At 67.7% G+C, this 23,843-nt stretch carries 21 protein-coding genes; 4 read left to right on the top strand and 17 right to left on the bottom strand.

Translation table 11 applies throughout. The features are described 5' to 3' along the window. Positions 1–5: 5 nt before the first annotated feature. The 11 genes from DXK93_RS04965 to DXK93_RS04915 form a co-directional block, all read right to left on the bottom strand. Positions 6–2,054, bottom strand: coding sequence for a hydantoinase/oxoprolinase family protein (locus DXK93_RS04965; protein ID WP_054456623.1), 2,049 nt, complete (start codon positions 2,052–2,054; stop codon positions 6–8). Continuing rightward, positions 2,051–3,721, bottom strand: coding sequence for a hydantoinase B/oxoprolinase family protein (locus tag DXK93_RS04960; protein ID WP_054456622.1), 1,671 nt, complete (start codon positions 3,719–3,721; stop codon positions 2,051–2,053). Before DXK93_RS04960 ends, DXK93_RS04965 begins: the two co-directional genes overlap by 4 nt. Positions 3,722–3,731: 10 nt before the next feature. Then, complete coding sequence (locus DXK93_RS04955) at positions 3,732–4,232, bottom strand: 3-isopropylmalate dehydratase (RefSeq protein ID WP_054456621.1); 501 nt, start codon at positions 4,230–4,232, stop codon at positions 3,732–3,734. Continuing rightward, on the bottom strand, positions 4,229–5,497 hold the full coding sequence (locus DXK93_RS04950) for a 3-isopropylmalate dehydratase large subunit (RefSeq protein ID WP_119449514.1): 1,269 nt from the start codon (positions 5,495–5,497) through the stop codon (positions 4,229–4,231). The genes DXK93_RS04955 and DXK93_RS04950 overlap by 4 nt, the downstream gene beginning before the upstream one ends. 2 nt (positions 5,498–5,499) lie before the next feature. Next, positions 5,500–6,210 (bottom strand): ABC transporter ATP-binding protein, encoded by a 711-nt coding sequence (locus DXK93_RS04945; protein ID WP_119449513.1) that lies wholly within the window; start codon positions 6,208–6,210, stop codon positions 5,500–5,502. Then, positions 6,207–6,962, bottom strand: coding sequence for an ABC transporter ATP-binding protein (locus DXK93_RS04940; RefSeq protein ID WP_119449512.1), 756 nt, complete (start codon positions 6,960–6,962; stop codon positions 6,207–6,209). Before DXK93_RS04940 ends, DXK93_RS04945 begins: the two co-directional genes overlap by 4 nt. Further along, positions 6,955–7,926 (bottom strand): branched-chain amino acid ABC transporter permease, encoded by a 972-nt coding sequence (locus DXK93_RS04935; protein WP_119449511.1) that lies wholly within the window; start codon positions 7,924–7,926, stop codon positions 6,955–6,957. Before DXK93_RS04935 ends, DXK93_RS04940 begins: the two co-directional genes overlap by 8 nt. A 2-nt stretch (positions 7,927–7,928) precedes the next feature. Continuing rightward, positions 7,929–8,801, bottom strand: coding sequence for a branched-chain amino acid ABC transporter permease (locus DXK93_RS04930; RefSeq protein ID WP_013393327.1), 873 nt, complete (start codon positions 8,799–8,801; stop codon positions 7,929–7,931). Positions 8,802–8,803: 2 nt separating this feature from the next. After that, entirely contained in the window at positions 8,804–10,009 is a 1,206-nt protein-coding gene (locus tag DXK93_RS04925; RefSeq protein ID WP_119449510.1) for an ABC transporter substrate-binding protein, read from the bottom strand. Between the two features lie 17 nt (positions 10,010–10,026). Then, positions 10,027–10,824 carry a GntR family transcriptional regulator gene (locus tag DXK93_RS04920; protein ID WP_054456615.1) on the bottom strand — a complete coding sequence of 266 codons (798 nt, stop codon included), beginning with the start codon at positions 10,822–10,824 and terminating at the stop codon, positions 10,027–10,029. Between the two features lie 62 nt (positions 10,825–10,886). Next, positions 10,887–12,593 (bottom strand): sensor domain-containing diguanylate cyclase, encoded by a 1,707-nt coding sequence (locus DXK93_RS04915; protein ID WP_054456614.1) that lies wholly within the window; start codon positions 12,591–12,593, stop codon positions 10,887–10,889. A gap of 117 nt (positions 12,594–12,710) precedes the next feature. On the opposite strand from DXK93_RS04915, the gene DXK93_RS04910 reads away from it, so the two are divergent. Together DXK93_RS04910 and DXK93_RS04905 are read left to right on the top strand one after the other, a co-directional pair. Then, entirely contained in the window at positions 12,711–13,340 is a 630-nt protein-coding gene (locus DXK93_RS04910) for a hypothetical protein (protein WP_119449509.1), read from the top strand. Next, the gene (locus tag DXK93_RS04905) at positions 13,333–14,439 is read left to right on the top strand and encodes a hypothetical protein (RefSeq protein ID WP_119449508.1); all 1,107 of its coding nucleotides are present in this window, start codon (positions 13,333–13,335) and stop codon (positions 14,437–14,439) included. Before DXK93_RS04910 ends, DXK93_RS04905 begins: the two co-directional genes overlap by 8 nt. Before the next feature lie 13 nt (positions 14,440–14,452). On the opposite strand, the gene DXK93_RS04900 is transcribed toward DXK93_RS04905, so the two are convergent. Continuing rightward, entirely contained in the window at positions 14,453–14,989 is a 537-nt protein-coding gene (locus DXK93_RS04900) for a YaeQ family protein (protein WP_119449507.1), read from the bottom strand. A 151-nt stretch (positions 14,990–15,140) separates the two neighbouring features. On the opposite strand from DXK93_RS04900, the gene DXK93_RS04895 reads away from it, so the two are divergent. Beyond that, complete coding sequence (locus DXK93_RS04895; protein WP_119449506.1) at positions 15,141–15,782, top strand: LysE family translocator; 642 nt, start codon at positions 15,141–15,143, stop codon at positions 15,780–15,782. 66 nt (positions 15,783–15,848) lie between these two features. Here the strand turns inward: DXK93_RS04895 and DXK93_RS04890 are convergent, their stop codons facing one another. The 5 genes from DXK93_RS04890 to ggt form a co-directional block, all read right to left on the bottom strand. Then, positions 15,849–17,708, bottom strand: coding sequence for a dipeptide ABC transporter ATP-binding protein (locus DXK93_RS04890; protein ID WP_119449505.1), 1,860 nt, complete (start codon positions 17,706–17,708; stop codon positions 15,849–15,851). Positions 17,709–17,725: 17 nt separating this feature from the next. After that, the gene (locus tag DXK93_RS04885) at positions 17,726–18,604 is read right to left on the bottom strand and encodes an ABC transporter permease (protein ID WP_054456608.1); all 879 of its coding nucleotides are present in this window, start codon (positions 18,602–18,604) and stop codon (positions 17,726–17,728) included. Then, positions 18,601–19,545 (bottom strand): ABC transporter permease, encoded by a 945-nt coding sequence (locus DXK93_RS04880; protein ID WP_119449504.1) that lies wholly within the window; start codon positions 19,543–19,545, stop codon positions 18,601–18,603. The genes DXK93_RS04885 and DXK93_RS04880 overlap by 4 nt, the downstream gene beginning before the upstream one ends. A 126-nt stretch (positions 19,546–19,671) precedes the next feature. Then, positions 19,672–21,183: an ABC transporter substrate-binding protein gene (locus DXK93_RS04875; RefSeq protein WP_119449503.1), complete on the bottom strand. Its 1,512-nt coding sequence runs from the start codon at positions 21,181–21,183 to the stop codon at positions 19,672–19,674. A 35-nt stretch (positions 21,184–21,218) separates the two neighbouring features. Next, the gene (ggt, locus tag DXK93_RS04870) at positions 21,219–22,847 is read right to left on the bottom strand and encodes a gamma-glutamyltransferase (RefSeq protein WP_054456605.1); all 1,629 of its coding nucleotides are present in this window, start codon (positions 22,845–22,847) and stop codon (positions 21,219–21,221) included. Between the two features lie 93 nt (positions 22,848–22,940). On the opposite strand from ggt, the gene DXK93_RS04865 reads away from it, so the two are divergent. Beyond that, entirely contained in the window at positions 22,941–23,843 is a 903-nt protein-coding gene (locus DXK93_RS04865) for a LysR family transcriptional regulator (protein ID WP_054456604.1), read from the top strand.

The following is a 23,843-nucleotide window of genomic DNA, read 5'->3' as shown; positions in this document are numbered from 1 at the left end:
TGCTCCTAGGAAGCCTGGCGGGCGATCAGCAGATTGCCCAGGGAATCGACCTGGCCGGCAAAGCCGGGCTCGATCCAGATCGTGGTGTCGGGCTGCTCCAGGATGGCGGGTCCCGCCACCTCTGCGCCCACCGGCAGGTCCAGCCGCGCATAGCGCACGGCGTCATGCCATTGCCCGCCATGGAAGACGGGCTGCGTGCCCAGCGCGTCCGGCATCGCGGTGCTGGTCGGCGCCAGCAGCGCCAGATCGAACTTGGGGCGCTGGCCGATGCGCGCATAGCGCAGGTTCAGGATGCGCACCGCGATGCCGTCCAGGCTGCGGCCGAAGGCAGCGCGGTAAGCGCGCTCGAAGGCGGCGCCGATGCCGGCGCGGTTCAGTTCATCACGGCCGACTTCCACTCGCACCGTATGGCTCTGACCCACGTACAGCATGTCCAGTTCGATGCTCTCGCGTATGCCCTGAAAGCCCACGCCGGCGGAATCGAGCCGCTCCTGGCAGGCCAGGGCCAGGCCATCGATGCGGGCCAGCAGGTCGTCGGCATCCAGGGCGGCGAGCGCCACGTTCAGGGTCTGCACGCCGTCATGCCGCATGTCGGCCATGACGCAGCCCAGGGCCGAGGTCACGCCGGGGTAGCGCGGCACGATGCCGCGTGCCGCGTCCACTTCGTTCATCATGGCGCAGACGTGCAGCGCGCCGCCGCCGCCAAACGGCATGTAGGCGAACTTGCGCGGGTCGTGGCCGCGCTCGATGGACACCACGCGGATCGCGCCCGCCATCTTGGCATTGGCCACGGTCAGGATGGCCTCGGCCGCGGCATGCACGTCCAGGCCGAGCGGCTTGGCCACGTGTTCCTCGATGGCGGCGCGCGCCAGCGCCACGTCCATGGTGGCAAGCAGGCCACCGCCCAGCGGGCGCTCGGCCGCGATGCGGCCCAGCAGCACGTTGGCGTCGGTCACGGTGGGACGGGTGTTGCCCCGGCCATAGCAGGCCGGCCCTGGCACGCTGCCGGCGGATTCGGGACCCACCTGCAGCAGGCCGCCCGCGTCCACGCTGGCAATCGAGCCGCCGCCCGCGCCTATGGTTTCGATCTGGATCATGGGCGCGCGCACCACCATGCCGAAGTCGATGGAGGTCTGCGCCGACAGCGAGGCCTCGCCGTCCGCCACCAGCGACACGTCGAAGGAAGTACCGCCCATGTCGCCGCTGACCACGTTGGGAAAGCCCGCGGCGCGCGCGATCGCAGCGCAGGCGATGACACCCGCGGCCGGGCCCGACAGCGCGGTGCGCACCGGCACGTCGCAAGCGGTCTGGCGCGACATCACGCCGCCGTTGCTCTGCACCACCAACAGTTCGCCGCCGAAGCCGTTGTCCTTCAGATCCGCTTCCAGCCGGGTCAGATAGCCGCCGACCACCGGCTGCAGCGAGGCGTTGAGCACGGCCGTGGAACAGCGCTCGAATTCGCGGATCTCGGGCAGCACCTCGGTCGCGGCGGTGACGTTGCCGTTGGGCCAGAGCGCGCGCACGCAGGCCGCGGCCTGCGCCTCATTGGCCGGATTGGCATAGGCATTGACGAAGAAGAGGCAGACCGCCTCGCAGCCTTGCTCCAGCAGTTGGCGGGCCGCGGCCTCGACCTGGGCCAGGTTTACCGGCGTGTCGATGGTGCCGTCGGCCAGCACGCGCTCCTCGACTTCCAGGCGCAGGTCGCGCGGAACCACCGGCTCATAGTTGCCGCGCAGGCCCCAGGTCTGGGGCCGGTCGCGACGGCGCATTTCCAGCACGTCGCGAAAACCTGCCGTGGTGATGATGCCGGTGCGCGCCACCTTGCGCTCCAGCAGCGCGTTGGTGCCTACCGTGGTGCCGTGCACGATGGTGGCGATGGCGTCCGCGCCATCGGCCACGCGGGCAATGCCGTTCATGAAGCCGCGCGCTTCCTCGCCGCGGGTGGAAGGCACCTTCACCACGCGGGCGCTGCCGCCCGCCTCGTCCAGCACGAATATATCGGTGAACGTGCCGCCCACGTCCACGCCTACGACCAAGCCTTGTGCCGCGCTCATGCCGACTGCTCCTTCAGATTTCCACTTACATAGCCCATCTTGCGGTCATGCTCGCGCGCCGCCTGCGTACGCGCGGCAGGCTCGCCATAGCCGCCTCCCCCGGGCGTTTCCAGCCGAACCCGGTCGCCGCGCTGGAGCTGGATGCCCAGCATCTTCGAACGCATGGGCGGGGTCTGCCAGCCACCGTCCTGCTGATAGCGGAAAACGTTCAGCGCCGCTTCCCTGCCGCCTGCGATGCCCTTGGGCGCGCTCTTGCCGCGCTCGCCGAAGATGAAGGCTTCGGCGCTGTCTTCCAGCAGTTCGATTTCATAGATGGCGCCCAGCCCGCCGCGGTGCTGGCCGTCGCCCGCCGAATCGGGCCGCAGCGCCCATTGCGTGAAACGCACGGGATAGGCCGCCTCCAGGATCTCCAGCGGCGGAATGGTGGCCGTAGAGATGGGCGCATTGCCGTGGCTGAGCCCGTCGCCGTCCGAATGGCCGCCGTGGCCGCCGCCGAAGAAGCTGAACATCACCCAGCGCTGGCCGCGCCGGGCGGGGTCGCTGCGGTAGCCGGCGATCGACAAGGCATTGATGGTGCCGTAGGCCTGCGCCAGCGCGCGCGCCGGCTCGGCCTGGGCCATGGCGCAGAAGATCACGTCGATCATGCGCAGGATGGTTTCGGTATAGCCGCCGACCGGACGCGGGCGGTCCGCCGAGATCACCAGGCCGTCCGGCAGCACCACGTCCACCGCGTCCAGCACGCCGGCATTGGCCGGCACGTCCGGGAACAGGTGCTTCAGGGCCACGTAGCAGGCCGCGATCGCCGTGGCGCGGGAGATGTTCACCGGCCCGGCGCAGGCCGGCGAGGTACCGGTGAAATCCAGCGTCAGACGCTCGCCCTGGACTATGAGATTGAGCGCGATGCGCAACGGCTGGTCGCGCACGCCGTCGTTGTCCAGCATGTCTTCGAAGGCGTACTCGCCGTCGGGCAGGCGCGAGATATGGTCGCGCATCAGGCGGCGCGCCCGTTCGCGCAGCGTGTCCAGCGATTCCAGCACGGTGGCGTCGCCGTATTCGTCGAGCAGGCCATCCAGCCGGCCCGCGCCCAGTTCCAGCGCCGCCAACTGACCGTTCAGGTCGCCCCACAGGCTGTCCGGCAGGCGCGTATTGGCCTTCAGGATGGCCAGCACGTCCAGGTCGAGCACGCCCGCACGCACGATGCGCACCGGCGGAATCTGCACGGCTTCCTGCCAGCACTCAGTGGCGGCGGGGTTGTAGTTGCCCGGCACCGCGCCGCCGACGTCATGCCAGTGGGCCGCCGAGGCCAGGAAGCAGAACAGCTTGCCGCCGCGGAACACCGGACGCACCAGCTTGAAGTCGTTGGCGTGGGTGCCGCCTTCGTAGGGATCGTTGAACAGCCAGACGTCGCCGTCGACCATGCCGCCGCGCTCCGCGGCCGCCTTGGCCGCGGCCTTGACGGCGAATGCCATCGCGCCCACGAATACCGGCAGGCCGGACTTGCCCTGCACCAGCGTGGCGCCGGTGGCGGCGTCGTACATGCCGTGGCAGGCGTCGTGGGCCTCGGCGATGATGGGGTTGAACGCGCTGCGGTACAGCGTGGCGTCCATCTCGTCGGCGATCTGTTCCAGGCGGCCTTTCAGGACCGCGAGTGTGACGGGGTCAAGCATGATGTGGTTCCTAATGAGTCTTGCGCTGTTTCAGCAAATTCAGCAGTCCGCCGGCCTGCACCATTTCCAGCAGGAAGGCGGGCACGGTGTCGCAATGCAGTTCCGCAGGTTCTCCCGCGGCGCGGCGGATGCGGCCGGCGGCGGGATCCAGGGCGATGCGCTCGCCCTCTTGCAGGGTTTCGGCCTGTGGGCAGGTCAACAGCAGCAGGCCCACGTTGAAGGCGTTGCGGAAATACAGGCCGTTGAAGGACGGCGCGACCACCGCGGCGATGCCCAGGCGCACCAGCGCCGCGGCAGCCTGTTCGCGCGAGGAGCCGATGCCGAAGTTGGGACCGGCCACCAGCACGTCGCCCGGCCGCGCGCCGGCGGCGAACTCGGGCCGAACGCGCTGCAGGCAGTGGCGCGCGATCTCGTCGATGCCGAATTTCATATACGCGCCCGGCGCCAGCGCGTCGGTGTCGATATCTGCGCCCACGCGCCAGACGCGGTGCGTCACGGACTGCTCGGTCATGCCATGAACTCCCGCGGATCGGCGATGCGGCCGGCTATCGCCGATGCCGCCACCGTATAGGGTGAAGCCAGATAGACCTGGGCCGTCTCCGAGCCCATCCGCCCCTTGAAATTGCGCGCCGTGGTGGCGATGACGCTGGCGCCGTCGGGGATGGACCCGCCGTAGCCCGCGCAGGCTCCGCAGGATGTGGCCAGCACGTCCGCGCCGGCATCGCGCAGCGCCTGCATCACCCCTTCCGCCTCGGCCTGGCGCTGGTCCTGCCGGCTGGCCGGCGCCACCATCAGGCGCATGCCGGCGGCCAGCCGGTGGCCGCGCAACACGCTGGCCGCGGCGCGCAGGTCCTCCAGCTTGGCGCCGGTGCAGGCGCCGATATAGGCCACTTGCAGCGGCACGTCGCCATACTGGTCCACGTCGCGCGCATTGGCCGGGCTGTGCGGCGCGGCGACCTGCGGCGCCAGCGCCGCGGCATCGAAATCGTGCCATTCGGCCTGCGCCCCTTCGTCGCTGCGCCAGCGCGCCAGATCGATCTCGTCCGTGACGCCTGCCTCGCGCAGGTAGGCAACGGTGGTGGCATCCGGCGCAATCAGGCCGACCTGCGAGCCCAGCTCCGCGCTCATGTTGGACAGGGTCATGCGTTCCTGCATCGACAAGGCGCGCACCGCTTCGCCGCAGAATTCCACCGCCTGGTAGCGGCCGCCGTTCATGCCGTAGCGGCCTATCATGTGCAGCATCATGTCCTTGGCGGTCACGCCCGGCGCCAGCCGGCCGCTCCAGCGCATCATCAGGGTTTGCGGCACCTTCACCCAGATCTGCCCGGTGACGGCCACGCCCAGCATCTCGGTGCTGCCGATGCCGAACATGTAGGCGCCGAATGCCCCGCCGGTAGGCGAATGCGAGTCCCCGCCCACGCAGAACATGCCGGGGCGGATATGCCCATGCTGCGGCACCACCACGTGGCAGATGCCGAGCGAGTCATAGACGTTGGGCAAGCGCTGTTCGGCCGCCCAATCGCGCGCGATGCGCACGATGCGGCGCGACTCGTCATCGGATTCGGGCACGTAGTGGTCTATGACCAGCACGATCCTGGATGGATCCCACAGCGTGGCGCCCAGTTCCTGCAACATAGGCTGCAGGCGGCGCGGACCGCTGGAATCATGGGACATGGCCAGGTCGACCGCACAGGTGACGATTTCGCCCTCGGCAACGGAAGCACGGCCGCAGGCCGCCGCGATCAGCTTCTGCGCCAGCGTTTGAGGCTCGGCCATGGCTACATCCCGAGATAGGCCCGGCGCACGTCGTCGCTGGCCATCAGTTCCGGACAGGCGCCGCTATAGCGCACCGCCCCGTTTTCCAGCACGTAGGCGCGCTGTCCCGTCTCCAGGGACTGCCCCACGTTCTGCTCCACCAGCAGGATCGCCAGTCCCTCGCCATGGAGACGCGCGATCAGGCCGAACAGCTCTTCGACCATCAGCGGCGACAGGCCCAGCGACGGCTCGTCCAGGATCAGAAGGCGCGGCTCGGCCATCAGGCCGCGGCCGATGGCCAGCATCTGCTGTTCACCGCCGGACATGGTGCCAGCCAGTTGCGCCAGGCGTTCGCGCAGGCGCGGGAAGATGTGCAGCACCTTCTCCAGATTGGCGGCGCGGCGCTCGCGCGCCCGGGTGAATGACCCGAGTTCAAGGTTTTCGCGGACGCTCAGGTTGGGGAACACGCGCCGGCCTTCCGGCACCTGGATCAGCCCGGCCTTGACCACGTCGCGGTAATGGCGGCCGGTCAGGTCCTGGCCCTCGAAGCGGACCGTGCCGCCCCAGGGCCGGCACAGACCGCAGACCGTGTTGTTCAGCGTGGACTTGCCCGCGCCGTTGCTGCCCAGCAGCACCACGATCTCGCCCTGGTCGACCCGCAGGTCGACGCCGCGCAGTACTTCCATGCGGCCGTAACCGGCGCGCAATCCCTGGACTTCCAGCAGCGCGCTCATGCCGGCGCTCCCTGCGCGGCCAGCCTGGCCGCCGCGCCCTGGCCCAGATAGGCCTCGACCACCGCCGGATCGCGCGTGACCTCGCCCGGCGTGCCCGAGGCGATAAGGCGGCCCTGCGCCAGCACCCATACATGTTCGGCCAGGCTCATCACCGCGCGCATCACGTGTTCGATCATCAGCACGGTCACGCCGTCTTCGGCCAGCTTCTTCACCACCGGTATCATCTCGTCGATCTCGCTGGGGTTGAGCCCCGCCAACACTTCGTCCAGCAGCAGCAGGCGCGGCCGCGTGGCCAGCGCGCGCGCCAGCTCCAGGCGCTTGCGGCCGGCCACCGTCAGATCCGCCGCCGGCCGGTCCAGCAAGGCCCCCAGATTGACCCGCGCCGCAACCTCTTCGGCCGCTTGCAGCGCCTCGCGGCGATTGCCCAGGCGCAAATGCGCGCCCACGGCGATGTTCTGGCGCACCGTCTGCGCGCCGAAGGGCTGCACGATCTGGAAGGTGCGGGTCAGCCCGAGCCGCGCCGATTCGTGCGGCGGACGGCCGGTGATGTCGGCGCCGGCGAAATGCACCGAGCCGGAACCGGGTTTGAGAAAGCCCGACAGCAGGCCGAACAGCGTGGTCTTGCCCGCGCCGTTGGGACCGACCAGGGCCGTCAGCGAACCCTGGCGCACGTCCAGGCTCACATCCTGGACCGCCTTCAGGCCGCCGAAAGTGATGGAAAGATTGCGCGCTTGCAGCAGGATCTCAGACACGGGCGCGCTCCTTGGCACTGAACAGCCGGCCCAAAGCCTGGCCGCTGCCGGTGATGCCGCGGGGCAGGAACATCACGATCACGATGAGCACCACGCCGTAGATGACCATGCTGATGCCCGGCAGTTCGCCAAACAGGTTGCGCGTCAGGTCGCTCAGCGCATGCAGCGTGACCGCTCCCAGCACCGGCCCCCACAAGGTGCCCAGGCCGCCGACGATGGCGCCGACCAGGGCCTCCACCGACACGGCCGAGCCGAAGGCGATGCCCGGATCGATGTACTGGAACACCTGCACGTAGAAGGCGCCCGCGGCGCTCATGAAGGCCGCAGACAGCGCGATGCCGCCGAGCTTGACCCGCAGCGGATTCACGCCGATGGCGCGCGCCGCGTCCTCGTTGTCGCGCACGGCTTGCAGGTAGGCGCCGAAGCGCGAATGGCGCAGCCATGCCGTGACCACCAGCGCCAGCAGCACGAAGCCCAGCAGCAGGTAGATGTAGCCGCGGCGCGAACCGAACTGCATGTTCGCCACGCCCTCCTGCAACGGCACCATCAGGCCCACGCCGCCCCCGGTGAACGACACCGACAACGCCAGGATGCGGAACACTTCCGCAAACGCCAGCGTCACCAGCGCGAAGTAAGAGCCCTTCAGGCCATAGCGGAACGTCAGCCCGCCCACCGCCAGCCCGACCAGTGCGCCCAGCGCGATGGCCATCGGCAGCGCCAGCCAGGGATTGATGCCCAGGTTCAGCTGCCCCAGCGCCTGGGCATAGGCGCCCACGCCGAAGAACAGCGCATGGCCGAACGACAGCTGGCCGCCATAGCCGCCCAGGATGTTCCAGGCCTGCGACAACAGGGCCGCGTACAGCGACATCATGACGAACGTCAGCGCCACGCCCGATTCGGTCAGCGTGGCGGCGGCCGCCAGCGCCGCGCCGAACAGCGCGATAGTCAAAAGATCCTTGCCCATGCTCAGCCCCTCGCCCCGAACAGCCCCTGCGGGCGAAACAGCAGCACCGCGATGAAGATCGCGAATATGCCCATCTGGCCCAGCGAGTCGCCCAGGAACAGGCCCCCGATGGACTCCACCACCCCGATCAGCAGGCCGCCGACCAGCGCGCCCACGAAGCTGCCCATGCCGCCGAGCACCACGATGGTGAAGGCCACCAGCACGAAGCCGCCGCCGACCTGCGGATTGACGTAGTAGGCCGGCAGCAGGAAGCAGGCCGCCGCGCCCAGGCAGGCCATGCCGATGCCGAACGACAATGCATAGACCTTTTCCACGTCTATGCCCATGAGCTTGGCGCCTTGCTTTTCCTTGGCCACCGCGCGGATCGCCCGGCCCAGGTCGGTGCTGCGGATGATCCAGAACAGCACCGCCGCCACCGCCAGCGCGCCACAGAAGGCGATGACCTTGGGCAAGGCGATCATGGCCGGCCCGATCTCCACGGTGGACAGCGTGTAGGCCGTGTCGATGGTGCGCGTATCCGACTTGAACCACACCAGCGCCAGGTTCTCCAGCACGATGGCCAGGCCCAGCGTCACCAGCAGGATGTTCTCGTCCTTGCCGTGGCTGGCGCGGTTGATCACGTAACGCTGCAAGGCGTAGCCCAGCGCGAACATGCCCGCCACCACCAGCGGCAAGGCGGCGTACGGGTCGATGCCCAGGCGGTCCTTCAGCAGATACACCGCGTACAGCGCCACCATCAGCGCCGCGCCATGGGCGAAGTTGATGATGTGCAGCACGCCGTAGATCAAGGTCAGGCCCAAGGCGATCAGCGCGTACACCGCGCCCGTGGTCAGGCCGTTGAGCACCGACGAAAAGAGGATGGCGGGATCGAGCACGCTCAGGCCTTCAGCGGAAAGATGGCGTCGGCCTGGCGGTAGTCGGCCGGGATGACGACCTTGATGTCGCCGCCGATGACCTGCGTCAGCAGGGGCTGCGCGCCGGTGTTCTGGCCGTTCACGAACTTGGTCGGGCCGTAGGGCATGATGTGGTCCGAGAAGGTGCTGGAAGCCAGCGCGTCGATGATGGCGGCGCGGTCGGCCGACTTGGCGCGTTCCAGCGCGTCGGCCAGCAGCAGCACCGAGGTGTAGGTCATGAAGACCTCGTAGCTGAAGTAGGCGCCCTTCTCTTCGACGCGCGCCTTCAACGGGGCCACGCGCGCATCCTTGGGGTTGAACCAGTGGTTGCAGTCGAGGATGCCATTGGCGATGTCGGGGAATTCCTTCAGGAACTTGTAGCTGGAGGCCGCGCCGCCCAGCACCGAGTAGATCGCCTTGGGCTGCACCTTCTGCTGCTTCATGGCGCGCAGCAGCAAGGCATATTCGTTGTAGTAGTTGGCCGGGATCACGATGTCCGGATTGAGGGACTTCATGCGCAGCACGATGTTGTTGAAGTCGCGGGTGGGGTTCGGGTGCTTGACCACGTCCTTGACCTCGAAGCCATGCTGCGGCAGCGCCTTGGACAGCAGCGCCGCGGTGCCGGTGCCGAACAGCGAATCCTCGTGCACGATCATCACGGTCTTGGCGGGCTTGCCTGCCGCGTCGTTGAGCGCGGCCAGGTCGGTGATGGCGCGTTCGCTACAGGCGCGATAGCCCGGGCCGAAACGGAAAGTGTTCTTCAGGCCGCGCTCGACGATCTGGTCGGCCACGCCCACGTCCACCACGTGCGGCAGGTTGTACTTGGCGGCGGTCTGCGTGGTGGCCAGGCAGATCGCCGACGCATAGGCCCCGACAATGGCCGACACGCCCGCCTCGTTCATTTTCTCGACCTCGGCCGACCCCGCCTCGGGGCGCGACTGCGCGTCGCCCAGCATGGCTTCCAGCGGCGCGCCGCCCAGCGACTTGATGCCGCCGGCCTTGTTGATGTCCTCGATCGCCAGCAGCGCGCCCAGGCGGCATTGCTGGCCCGAATAGGCCAGCGCCCCCGTCACCGGATGCAGGATGCCGACCTTGACGGGTTTGGCGCCCTGGGCGCGTACCACCCATGGCGCCGACACCAGGGCAGCTGCGGCGGCGGATTGATAGAGGAAAGTGCGGCGCGAGTTCATGGGCGATCTCCGAGAGTTCAATGGAATTGGGCGGACAGCTCTTCGCTGACCCATACCTTGGCGTCGATGCTGCCGACGCGTGACAGCTGCAACTGGTACTGATAGCGATCGGGGCGATACAGGCCTTGCAGCAGCTGCACGGGCCGCTCGTTCACGTCGCGCACGATGCGCGTCACGGCCAGCAGCGCGGAGCCCACGGCCACGTCCAGATGGCGCGCCACCTGCGCATCGGCCAGCCGCGCCGAAATGGTCTGGGTAGCGCCGCCGAACTCCACGCCGGCCGCTTCCAGCAACATCAGCAGGGGTTCGCGCTCCAGGTCTTCGCGCGTGAAATCGGCCACGGCCTGCGGCACGTAGGTCGTGATGTGGGACAGCGGCCCAGCTTCGGTGCTGCGCACCCGCAGGCTCTTGTGCACGGGCGCGCCGGGCGCGAGGTCCAACGCTTCGGCCACCACGGGCGGCGCCGACACCAGGGCGCTGTCCAGCACCTGCACCGAGGTGCGCAGGCCCATGTTGACGATGTTTTCCAGCAGGCCGGTCAGATGGGCCTTCTGCGGCGGATTGGCCTTGGGCGCGCTGGCCGGAGTCGCCGGCGCGCGCAGCGGCCAGGTGCCCAGGCCGGGCCGGCGCGACACCAGCCCGTCGGCCACCAGCATCTCCATGGCCTTGCGGATGGTGATGCGGGCCACGTCGAACTGGTCGGCCAGCGCGTGCTCGCCTGGCACGCCGTCCTGATCGAAGCGCCCTTCCTGCACCTGTTCGCGCAGGACGAGGTAGATCTGGTGGTACTTCGGCAGAGGTAATGAGGTTCCCATGACGGGAACTCTAGGAGTGTCCTAATGTACCGTCAATGGAACAAATGGCTTTGAGGGTTGTTCTATCGGGAAAACACTGAGGGCGCGGATTCGATCCGATTACGCCCGCGCTGCTTGGCGTAATACAGGGCGCGGTCGCTGCGGCTGAGCGCCAGTTCGGCGTCCGCGTCCATGGTGTGCATGGTCGAGATGCCGATGCTGACCGTCAGCGGAATATGACGGTCGTCGCCCAGCGAAAACGGCGCCGCCGCGATGCGCTGCTGCACCCGCGTGGCGAAGGCGTGCGCGCGCTCGATGTCGGTATCCGGCAGCACCACGGCGAATTCCTCGCCGCCGATGCGCCCCACCAGGTCGACCGCCCGCAGCTGGGCCCGCAGCGTGTTGGCGAAGTGCTGCAGCACGCCGTCGCCAATGGCGTGACCCCAGGTGTCGTTGATGCGCTTGAAATGGTCCAGGTCACACATCAGCACGGCGGCGCAATCGCTGCCCTGGCGCTTGATCCGGGCCAGTTCCGCGGCGATGCGCGACATGAAGTGGCGGCGGTTCGGCAGCGTGGTCAGGGCGTCGGTGGCGGCGAGTTCACGCAGTTCGAAATCAGCGCGCTTGCGGTCGGTGATGTCGGTCACGAAGCCGTGCCAGACCACGGTGCCGTCGGCCGCCTTGCGCGGACTGGCGTCGCCCTGGCGCCAGCGCAGGCCCTGCTGCGGCAGGCACACCCGGAACTCCAGGTGCCAGGGCGTCTGCGCCGCGGCCGCGGCCTGCAGCGAGGCGTGGTAGGTCGCCAGGTCCTCGGGATGGACGCGCTGCTCGATCGCCGCGGGGCTGGTGCGCACCTCGTAAGGCGTGAGTTCGAACATGTCCCAGATGCCCGCGCTGACGTACAGGAAGCGCGACCCGCCTCCGGGCCGCTGGCCGCACTGGAATACCATGCCCGGCACGGCGTCGGTCAGGTTGACCAGCAGGTCCGCCGTGCGCCGCAGGCGCTCCGACATCGCGCGCATGGCGCTGATGTCAGTGGTGGTGCCCATCATGCGCAAGGCCCGCCCCTGCGCGTCGCGGCTGACGACCTTGCCGCGGCTGCAGATCCACTTGTAGCTGCCGTCCTTGCAGAGGATGCGGTGCTCGACCTCGTAGCTCTCGGTCTTGCCCTCGAAATGCGCCTGCATGGCGGCGCGCACATAGTCGGCATCGTCTGGGTGCAGGCGCTTGTAGGAGTCTTCGATGCGGTTGGTGACTTCGGATTCGGCGTAGCCCAGCAGGGCCTTCCAGCCCGGCGAATAGGTGATTTCGCCGGTTACGACGTTGCGATCCCAGATCCCCGTGCCACTGCCTGCGATGGCCATGGAGAGGTTGCGCGCCTCGGTGCGCCAGCCGTCTTCCGCCGCCCGCTCCGCCGCCAGGGCCTCGCGCTTCTCGACGGCCGCGACGGCCAGCTCGGCGAAATCGTGCAAGGCATCCAGGTCTTCGTCGCCGAAATCCCGCGGCTGGGCATGCAGCAGCCGGAACGTGCCCAGCCGGCGGCCATCGCTGGCGCGCAGCGGGCAATCCACGGAGAAAGGGAGCGTACCGGCCGCGGTTGCGGGCAAGGCGCCCGCCTGGGCCTGCCAGACGCCATCGGCGTCGCTGCAGGCGACCAGCGCCATGTCCACGCCGAACTGCCGCCTGGCCAAGCGGACGAGCCGGTCCAGGGGGCCGTCGAGCCCGGCTTGCACATTTTCCGCGCCGCCGGCCGGCGCGCTTGCAGGAGGAACGTCACCTGTTGCTGGCATGTCTGGACCTGACTCAACACGAGATTCATAAACATGGCCATGCCGGTGGCCATGTCTGACATTTTGTCACGCTCTGCACCAAAATAGCATCATTTTGAACGATATGATCACCGGCCTATGGAACACCCTACCCGCGTGCTGCAACGCGCCTGGCTACTGCTGCTGGCCTTGCTGATCACCCTTCACGGCGGCCTGGCCCACGCCCAGGCGTTCGATCGCCAGGCGGAGAACGCCCGTTACCGGCAATGGCTGGAAGACTTCCGCGCCGACCTCCAGCGTCTGCGGCAATCGCCCGATCCGGCCAAGGCCGACATCGACAGCCTGTTCGCGAAGACCATCGTGCCGGGTTCCCGCGGCACCCAGCTGGTCAGGACGCTGGCGCAGGCGCCGGGCGACTCCACCAGCGGTGAGATCCACTACGCAGGCTTGCAACGTGTCTTCCTGGCCGCCCTGGCCGACGCCGTGGTGGCGGGCGACGGCGGAGACTACCCGGATACGCAGGCCAAGTATCAGAAACAAGTATTGCGCGTGCGTTACATGCACGTGGATGGCGGCGGCCGTCTGGAATCCTTTTTCAACGACCCCGAGCACTTCAAACCCTACCGCCTGCCCGCGCCCGGCACCCTGGAGCGCGACGCCTACCCCTTCCTGCTGTTCGAGGAACATGACGGCAAGCTGCGGCTGGGCGGCGTGTCCAAGGAATTCTGGGAGCTGGTGAGGTTCATGGATACGCTGCAATATGCCTAGGCGACTGGTCCTGCTGCTGGCGGCCATCGCGCACGCCGGCCCGGCCCTCGCGGCCTGCGGCCCGGCCGCCGTCGATTTCACCGCGCCCGTGCCGCTGAAGGCGGTGCCCGTCTCGGTCGGCCTGGGCGGCGACCGTGTCCTGCTGGGCCGACAGGGCGAACGCATTGCCGCCCGCAACCAACCGGTATGGGTCGACGAAACCGGAGATCCACTGCCCCGGACCTGGATGGACAAGGTCGACTGGTCCGCTTACCGGCTGGACAACGTCTCTCGGGCGCCCGCCAGGCTGTATTTCGACGGCGATGGCCGGCTGTGCCGCGCGGAATCCTATGAACTTCCCCGGCGCGGCGACGGCCCACCCTTTCTGTCGGGCGGTTACACCCTGGAGTACGACGGCGCCGGCGCCCTGACGCGGGTGGTCGAGTACGAACAGACCGCGGTCCGCCGGCCCGCCACCTACGAGGCAAGCGGCCAGGCCTGCCTGAAACGCGATGCCCGGGGCGCGCTGACCGCCTTCACCAATGAGGCTTGCGAAGACAAGCAACAGCCGGCCGCCGGCCGGTTCTACGCGCGCGACGCCGCGGGCCGCCTGCTGCGCGCCATCGATATCGCCGCGCAAGGCGGCGCGTTCCAGGTCCAGACCTATGATGCCCAGGGCAAGCCGGACCAACGTTATGTGCGCCGCCATTCCCCCGGGGATGGCGCCAGATCCTACGCCCATGTCGCGCACGCCTCCCCTGACTCCCGCCCTTATCCGGTGCACCGGGAAGAGTTGAACCAGCTGTCCACCGAGGTGCCAGGCAATGACTGGCGCATCGTCAGCATCGCCGACGACGTGCCGCTGGACGACACGGACATGCAGTCCTGGAATCCGGACACGCAGACCATCCTGGCCCAGGGCGTGACCGATGCGCAAGGCCGCGCGCTGCTTGCGGCGGACGCGCAGGCGCGCGTCTGGCAGGCCATGCGCGACAAGCCTGGCAGGATCTTCTGGTACTCGGACTTGATGAGCCGGGTGCTGCTGCTGCCTGCGATGGACGAGGCCCGCTGGCGCGCCTGCGCCGATCCCGCGAATCAGGCCGCCGACGCCTGCAACTGAGGCAGCCGGGAGCCTAGCGCCAGGCTTCCGGTTCGACGCTGACCTCGCCCTTGTCGGCCGAGAAATACACCACGCCGTCCGAAATATTGGCATTCAGGCGCATGGTGCGCTCGGCCAGCTGGGCCAGCGCACGGGTCTGTTCCGAGGGCAGGTTCACGATCTTGAGGTTGCGCGTGCGTTCCAGCTTGTTCTTCACGCCGTCCCACCAGATCTTGCTGGCGGAACCACCGTAGCAATAGACGATGACTTCGTCGGCGCGGCCACAGGCGCGCAGGATGCGGCGTTCTTCGGGCTGACCGACTTCGATCCAGAGCTTGACCGCGCCGGTCAGGTCCTTGACCCACAGGTCGGGTTCGTCGGTGTCGCTCAGGCCTTTGGTGAAGGCCAGCTCTTCCTGAGCGTGCAGGGCGTAGGCGACCAGCCGCACCATCATGCGCTCGTCGGTTTCCGAGGGATGGCGGGCGACCGTCAGCGCGTGGCTGCCGTAGTAGTGGCGGTCGGTGTCGGCGACGTTGAGCTCGGCCTTGTAGATGGTGGCGCGCAGGGCCATGGCGTAAATCCGGTGAATGTAGCGAATTGCTGAAGGCCGCCATGATAACGCCTGCGGCGCTGCGGCACGTCCACAGACGGCTGCAGGCGCCGGCCCGGCGGCGCTACACTGAGCGGCTCCGCTTCGCCGCGCCCGCCACCGGATCCCGCCCATGACCGCCACCGCAGCCCTGCTCGCCTTTACCCTGGCCGCCGCCATCCTGACCGTCACGCCCGGCATGGATACCGCCCTGGTGCTGCGCACCGCCGCCGTCGAGGGGGGCCGCCGCGCGCTCATGGCCGGCCTGGGTGTCGCCGCCGGATGCCTGGCGTGGGGCGTGGTGGCGGCATTCGGCCTGGGATCGCTGCTGCTGGTATCGACCCTGGCCTATGACACGCTGCGCATCTGCGCGGCGCTGTATTTGTTCTATCTGGGCGTGAAACTGCTGTGGGGCGCCCGGCCAGGCAAGCAGGCCGCACCCGATTCCGCGCCGCCCGCCCCCGCCGCGGCAGCCAGCGCTGGCGGCTGGTTCATGCGCGGCTGCCTGACCAATGCCCTCAATCCCAAGATCGGGATCTTCTACATCACCTTCCTGCCGCAGTTCATTCCCGCGGGCGCGGACGTGCTGCGCTTCAGCCTGCTGCTGGCAGGCATCCACGCGATGCTGGGGATACTGTGGTTTGGCGTGCTGGTGGCAGCGACGCGCCCGCTGGCGCGCTGGCTGTCGCGGCCGGCCGTGATGCGCGGCCTGGACCGCATGACGGGCGCGGTCTTCATCGCCTTCGGGCTGAAGCTGGCGCTGGAAAAGCGCTAGTTTCGGCCCCCGCGCGCAGCGGGGGGATGCAAGCGGCCACCGGCTGCCTGCGGGCGGCCACCTGCCTCAATAGACCCCGATCGAATGGCGGGCCACGAAATGGCCCTCGCCCACGGCGACCAGCGGCTCGACCAGCGGATCGTCGCCCAGCTTGCGCATCGGGCTGGGGATCTCGTCGACCAGCAGCGAGCGCTCGCGGTGGCGGCGCTGCGGGTCGGCGATGGGCACCGCCGCCATCAACTTCTTGGTGTAGGGATGCTGCGGGTTCTCGAAGATGGCCCGGCGCGGGCCGATCTCGACGATCTGGCCCAGGTACATCACCGCCACCCGGTGGCTGACGCGCTCGACCACCGCCATGTCGTGCGAGATGAACAGGAACGACACGCCCAGCTCGCGTTGCAGGTCCAGCAACAAGTTGACGATCTGCGCCTGGATCGACACGTCCAGCGCCGACACGGATTCGTCGGCGATCACCACCTTGGGGTTCAGCGCCAGCGCGCGCGCGATGCAGATGCGCTGGCGCTGGCCGCCCGAGAACTCGTGCGGATAGCGGTCGATCATTTCCGGCAGCAGGCCGCACTTGTCCATCAGCCAGCGCACCCGGTCCTGGGCCGCCTTGCCGCGCGCCACGCCGTGGATCAGCAGCGGTTCCATGATGGAATAGCCCACCGTCATGCGCGGATCCAGCGAGGCGAACGGATCCTGGAAGATGAACTGGATGTGCTGACGCAGGGTCTGCATAGCACTGCCGCGCAGCGCGCCGATGTTCTTGCCGTCGAATTCGATGCTGCCGGCCTTGCTCTTGACCAGCTGCAGCAGCGAACGGCCGGTGGTGGTCTTGCCGCAGCCGGACTCGCCCACCAGCGACAGCGTCTCGCCCGGATACAGGTCGAAGCTGACCTTCTCCACGGCGTGCACGCGCTTCTGCACCCGTCCCAGGATGCCGCCGGTGATGTCGAAGCTGGTGGTCAGGTCGCGCACCTTCAGCACCGGGCCGTTCTCGCGGCGCACGGTGGACGCGGCCGCGACGGGCGCGGCGGCGGCTTGCGGTCGCGCCGTGGGGTCATCCACGCGCAGCAGCGGGAACGGCGCGGGTTCGTCCGTGCCCTGCATGGCGCCCAGCCGCGGCACCGCCGACAGCAGCGCGCGCGTATAGGCGTGCTGCGGGCGGGCGAAGACCTCGTCCGAGCTGCCCTCTTCGACCTTGTCGCCGCGGTACATGACCAGCACGCGGTCGGCGACTTCCGCCACCACGCCCATGTCGTGCGTGATGAAGATCACGCCCATGTCCATTTCTTCCTGCAACTGGCGGATCAGCTGCAGGATCTGGGCCTGGATGGTCACGTCCAGGGCCGTGGTCGGTTCGTCGGCGATCAGCAACTGGGGCTTGCACGACAGGGCCATGGCGATCATGACGCGCTGGCGCATGCCGCCCGACAACTGGTGCGGATAGCGGTCCAGGATGGCGCGGGCTTCGGGGATGCGCACCCGCTCCAGCATGCGCAGCGTCTCGGCGCGGGCCGCGGCGGCGTCCAGTCCCTGGTGCAGCTGCAGGGCTTCGGCAATCTGGTTGCCGGCCGTGAAACTGGGGTTCAGGGACGTCATGGGTTCCTGGAAGATCATCGCCACGTCCGCGCCGCGCACGCGCTGCAGCGTGCTGTCGGGCGCGTTGAGCAGATCCAGCACTTCGCCGCTGCGCCGGCGCAGCAACATGCCGCCATTGACGATCCGGCCGCCGCCATACTCGACCAGGCGCATCAGCGCCAGCGAGGTCACCGACTTGCCGGAGCCGGATTCGCCCACGATGGCCAGGGTTTCGCCGCGGTCGACGTGGAAGGAGACTTTGCGCACCGCTTCCACGGTGCGCTCGGGGGTCTTGAAGCGCACGGTCAGGTCGTTGACCTGGACGACGCGCTTGGGGTCCATTGTTGTTGCCATGGTGATTACTTTTCCTGACGCGGATCGAGCGCGTCGCGCAGGCCGTCGCCCAGCAGATTGAAGCCCAGCACCACCAGGAAAATGGCCGATCCGGGGAAGATGGACATCCAGGGCGCCTGGGTCATGAAGTTCTTGGCGGTGTTCAGCATCGAGCCCCAGGACGGGTTCGGCGGCTGCAGGCCCAGGCCCAGGAACGACAGGCTGGCCTCGGCGATGATGGCCGTGGCGATGGTGATGGTGGCCTGCACGATCAGCGGCGGCATCACGTTGGGGAACACGTGCCGGCCGATGATGCGCAGGTCGGACGCGCCCAGGGCGCGCGCGCTCTGCACGTAATCCTCGTTCTTGACTGCGAGCACCTGTCCGCGCGTGAGGCGGATGAACTTGGGCGCGGCCGAGACGCCGATTGCGATCATGGCGTTGGTCAGGCTGGGGCCGAGAAAGGCGGCCAGCGCGATGGCCAGGATCAGGAAGGGAATGGCCAGCAGCGCCTCGGTGGCGCGGGAAATGATGCTGTCGGTCCAGCCGCCGAAATAGCCGGCGGCAAGACCGAAGGGCACGCCCACCGCCAGCGCGATCAGGACCGACACCAGGCCCGCCATCAGCGAGGCGCGGGCGCCATAGACCATGCGGCTGAAGATGTCGCGGCCCAATTCATCCGTGCCCAGCCAGTAGGACGCCGAAGGCGCCTTGCGGATCGTGGTGAAGCTGGTCTGGAAGGGATCGTGGCTGGCGATCAGCGGCGCCAGGATGGCGATCACGACAAAGAACAGCACGATCCCCAGGCCCAGCATGGCGATGTGGTTGCGCTTGAATTTGCCCCAGGCGCGGTTGCGGCTGCGGGGCGGCGTGACGGCTGCGGCCGTTGCAGGAATTGCGCTCATGAGTGCCTCAGGCGGGGATTGACCAGGATGTACAGGATGTCGGCCAGCAGGTTCATGATGATGAAACCCACCGCCACGCAGAGCACCACGCCCTGCACCACCGCGTAGTCGCGCGTGAAGACCGCGTCGACCACCAGCTTGCCGAAGCCCGGGATCGTGAAGACCTGCTCGGTCAGCACGGCGCCCGCCAACAGTTCCCCGAACAGCAGCGTCACCAGCGTGACAATGGGCATCAGCGCATTGCGCAAGGCATGGCGCAGCACCACGCTGCGCGGAGATACGCCCTTGGCGCGGGCGGTACGCACATAATCGGCCGACAAGGCTTCCAGCATGGCCGAACGGGTATGGCGCATCAGATACGCGGCGATGGCCGTGGACAGCACCAGGGACGGCATCAGCATGGTCTTGATCGACAGCCAGAAGTCCTCGGACGGCGACACATAGCCCGAGGCCGGCAGCAGCTTCCATTGCACCGACACCACCATGATGAGAATGATGCCAAGCCAGAAATTGGGGATGGACATGCCGGACAGCGCGGCGATGTTGGCGCCCATTTCGATGGGCTTGCCCTTGCGCACCGCGGCGACGATCCCCATGGGGATGCCTATCAGCAGCGCGAAGAACATGGCCATGGCGGCCAATTGCAGCGTGACCGGCAGCTTCTGGCCGATCAGCGTGGTGACGGGTACGTCGGTGCGCAGCGACTTGCCCAGGTCGCCTTGCACGACCTGCGTGGCCCAGGCGGCGTACTGCACGGGCAGCGGATCGTTGAGGCGGTACTTGTCCCGCAGGTAGTCCAGGACGGCGGGATCGCGTTCTTCGCCGGCCAGTGTCAGCACCGGGTCGCCGGGCAGGATTTTCTGCAGCATGAAGACGATCATCGACACCAGTATCAGTGTCGGTATCGCGACGAGCACGCGGCGCAAGATGAGTTTAAGCATATGAGAAACCGTAAGACAGGAACGGCGGACGGGACGCGCAGGATAAACCGCGCCCTGCCGCCGCAAACGACAACCGGACGCGCAAGGCGCGTCCGGCTGGCGCGGCGCTTGACTGCCGCGCCGCGATCACTTCTGCGCGTAGGTCACGCCTTTCAGGCGGATCATGCCGTCAGGATAAGGCGTGAAGCCCTTGACCTTCTTGGCCATGGCGAAGGGCCAGGGCTGGTAGTAGTTATACACCCCGGGCAATTCGTCCTGGATGATGGTCTGGGCCTGGTCGTAGATAGCGCGGCGCTTGGCCTCGTCGGGCACGGTGCGGGCCTCGTTCAGCAGCTTGTCCACTTCCGGGTTGCAGTAGTGGCCGTCGTTCAGCGCGCCCTTGCAGGTGACGAAGGCGTGGATGTTGCCGTCCGGATCGACCCGGCCCGACCAGCCCAGCATCACGACCTGGAAGTTGCCTCCGGCCGATTCCTTTTGCAGCGCGGCGTACTCGGTCGGGCGCAGCGACAGGTCGAAGCCCGCCTCGGACGCCATGGCCTGCACAATCTCGGCGATCGAGGACGTGGTGGTGTTGTTGCCGAACATGACCTCGGCCTTCACGCGGTCAAAGCCCGCCTGCTTGAGCAGCGCCTTGGCCTTGGCGACGTCGCGCTTGGTCGGCGGGAACTTGTCGCTGTGGTAGGGGCTGGCGGGCGGGAACGGCTGCTGCGCCGGATCGAAGATGCCGCCGCCGGCCACTTCGCTGATGGCGTTGCGGTCGATGGCGTACTGGAACGCCTGGCGCACCAGCTTGTTCTTGAACGGATTGTCCTCGGCGCGCTTGCCGTTGGCGACGTTGAACATGAACTGCTGGAAGCCCAGGCCGGCCACCGGCGCGAAGGTCAGGCTGGCGTCGCTCTTGACCTGCGGCACGTCGGAGGGATTCAGGCGCTCCAGCATGTCCAGGTCGCCCGCGCGCAGGTTGGACAGGCGCACGGTGGTGTCCGGGATCGGCAGGAAGGTCACGCGCTTGAAGGCGAAATCCTTGGCGTCGTAGTACTGGTCGAATTTCTCCAGCACGATGCGGTCGTTCTGGATGCGTTCGACGAACTTGTAGGGACCGGAACACACGGGCTTGCGGCCCACGGCGGCCACGTCGTCGCTGAAGGTCTTGGGCGACAGCATCATGCCGGCGCGGTCGGACAACTGCGCCAGCAGGGTGGCGTCGGGCTTTTTCAGCGTCAGCACCAGCGTCGTGACATCAGGCGCGTCGACCTTTTCGACCGAGGCCAGTTCGCCCTTGCGCAGGCTGTCCGGCAGGGACATGGCGCGTTCCAGGTTGGCCTTGGCCGCGGCGGCATCGAACTTGGAGCCGTCATGGAACAGCGCGTCCTCGCGCAGCTTGAAGGTCAGCACCTTGTTGTCGGGGCTGAACGACCACGAGGTGGCCAGTTGCGGCACGAAGTGCAGCTTGGGATCGATGTCGATCAGCTTGTCGCACAGCGAGGTGAAGACGATGCGGCCCACGTACGTGCGCGCCCGGTGCGGGTCCAGCACGTCCGGATCTTCCTGCAGGCCGATCCGGATGTTCTGGGCGGAAGCCGCGCCCGCGGCCAGCGCCAGCAGGCTGGCGCCGAAGGTCAAGGTCAAGCGTTTCATTATTTAGATTCCCCTTGTGGCTGCGCTATTGCGTATTAGAAGCCGACCGCCTGACCGTCGCGCCGGCTGTCGCTGGCGGCGACGTAGCCAAGCTCGTTGTCGTTTTCGGACATCCGCCAGATGAACTGGCCCGCGCCGAAATCCATGTACGGATCGTCGACCGACTTCAAAGCATGCCCGAGGTCTTTCAGGCCCGCAATGGTGGAAGCCTTCATATTGGTCTCGATGTCCAGCGTGAAATCGCGGTTGACCTTCCAGCGCGGCGCGCAGCAGGCGGCCTGCGGATTCTGGTGATAGTCCAGCATGCGCACCACGGTCTGCATGTGGCCTTGCGGTTGCATGTCGCCGCCCATCACGCCAAAGCTCATGACCGGCTTGCCGCCGCGGGTCAGAAAGCCCGGGATGATGGTGTGGAACGGACGCTTGCCGCCTTCGACCACGTTGGCCGACTTCGGATCCATCGAGAAGCCCACGCCGCGGTTCTGCATGCTGATGCCGGTGCCCGGCACCACCACGCCCGAGCCGAAGCCCATGTAGTTGGACTGGATGAACGAGATCATCATGCCGTTTTCATCGGCAGCGGTCAGGTAGATGGTGCCGCCGGCGTGCGGACGGCCCGCCTCGAAATGGGTGGCGCGGTCCAGGCGGATGAGCTTGGCGCGGCTGTCCAGGTAGGCGTCGGACAGCATCTGTTCCGGCGTCACCTGCATGGAACGCGGGTCCGCCACGTACTTGTACAGGTCGGCGAAGGCCAGCTTCATGGCTTCGATCTGGATGTGCTGCGACTGTACCGAATCGACGGGGATGTCGGCCATGTCGAAGCGTTCGACGATGCCCAGCGCGATCAGCGCGGCGATGCCCTGCCCGTTCGGCGGGATCTCGTGCAGCTCGTAGCCGCGGTAGGACTTGGAAATGGGCTTGACCCATTCCGGGCGGTAGTTGCGCAGGTCTTCCAGGGTCATGGCGCCGCCGCATTCCTGGCTGAAGGCGGCAATGCGCTCGGCCAGTTCGCCTTCGTAGAAGTCGCGGCCCTTGGAAGCGGCGATGCGGCGCAGCGTGTTGGCGGCGTCCGGGAAGCGGAAGTGTTCGCCGACCTTGGGCGCGCGGCCCTCGGGCAGGAAGGCCTGGGCGTAGCCCGGCTGCGATTTGAGTTCTTCGGCGGCTGCGGCCCACTTGTGCGCCACCACCGGCGGCACGGCGTAGCCGCGCTCGGCGATCTCGATGGCGGGTTCGAACAATTGCTCGAACGGCAGCTTGCCCAGTTTTTCATGCAGCGCGGCCCAGCCGGCCACCACGCCCGGCACCGTCACGGCGTCCCAGCCGCGCTTGGGCTGGATCGCCAGGCCGTCGGCGCCCACGCCGTGCTTGCGCTTGAAGTATTCGGTGCTCCAGGCCGCGGGGGCCACGCCCGAGGAGTTCAGGCCGTGCAATTCCTTGCCGTCCCAGACGATGGCGAAACAGTCGCCGCCCAGGCCGCAGGACACGGGTTCGACCAGGACGATGGTGGCGGCCGCAGCGATGGCGGCGTCCACGGCATTGCCGCCCTTGAGCAGCATGCGCAACCCTGCCTGCGCCGCCAGCGGATGCGACGTGGACACCACGTTGCGGGCGAACAGCGGAATGCGGACGGAAGGATACGGGTTGCCCCAGTCGAAGGATTTCATGTGGCTAGTCTCATAACGGGTAAGCGGCCGAAGTTACTCCCGTGGTTTAATTAAATCAATTTGAAATTTTGTTCCGTCATAAAAGAGATTTTTGTGAGTACCATCCGTTTTCTGCGCACTTTCCTGGCGGTCGCGCACCACGGTTCCTTCTCCGAAGCGGCCGAACAGGTGGCGCTGACCCAGGCCGCGGTCAGCTTCCAGATGCGCTCCCTGGAAACGGAACTGGGCCGCGAACTCTTCGACCGCAGTGGACGGCTCGCCATCCTGAATGCCGCCGGCCGGGAATTACTGCCGGAAATCAAGCACTTGCTGGATCTTTACGACCGCATGCGGCTGCCGCGCACCGTGCCCGGCGAGCTGGCCGGGTCGGTCGCCGTGGGCAGCATCGTGTCGTGCATGGGGACCCTGTCCAAGGTCGTGTCGGGCATGAAGAAGCAGCACCCCAAGCTGGACGTGCGCATCCTGTCGGGCAAGGCCAGCGAGCTGGCGGGCAAGGTCGAGGACGGCGAGCTGGACGCGGCCTTCCTTGTGGAGGCCGGGCGCAAGATGGCCAGCACCCGCTGGACCGCGCTATATGAAGAGCAGCTGGTCGTCATCGCGCCGCGCTCGGCGCCGGGCGAAGACGCGCGCCAGGTACTGGCGCAGAACCCCTTCCTGCGCTTTGACCGCACCCAGCGCACCGGCCTGCAAATAGACCGGCTGCTGCGCCGCCTGGCGGTGCCGCTGAACGAATACCTGGAACTCAACGCCATCGAGACCCTGGTCGAGCTGGTGCGCCAGGAGGTCGGCGTGACGCTGCTGCCGCTGATCAACGGCTCCAACTGGCAGCACAGCCCGGAACTGCGGATTCTGACCCTGCCCCAGGACCTGGGACCGATGGCGCGCGCCATCGGCATGCTGGAGCGGCGCGAGCATGCGCGCCAGGGCATCACGGCGGCGATCTGCGAGGCCTGCGCCCAGGCGTTCCAGGCGCGCGAACCGCAGACCGCCGCCTGA

Origin of the sequence: Achromobacter sp. K91, assembly GCF_003576205.1 — a bacterium.
Classification (GTDB): domain Bacteria; phylum Pseudomonadota; class Gammaproteobacteria; order Burkholderiales; family Burkholderiaceae_B; genus Achromobacter; species Achromobacter aegrifaciens.
This window is presented reverse-complemented; position numbering and strand designations above follow the sequence as displayed.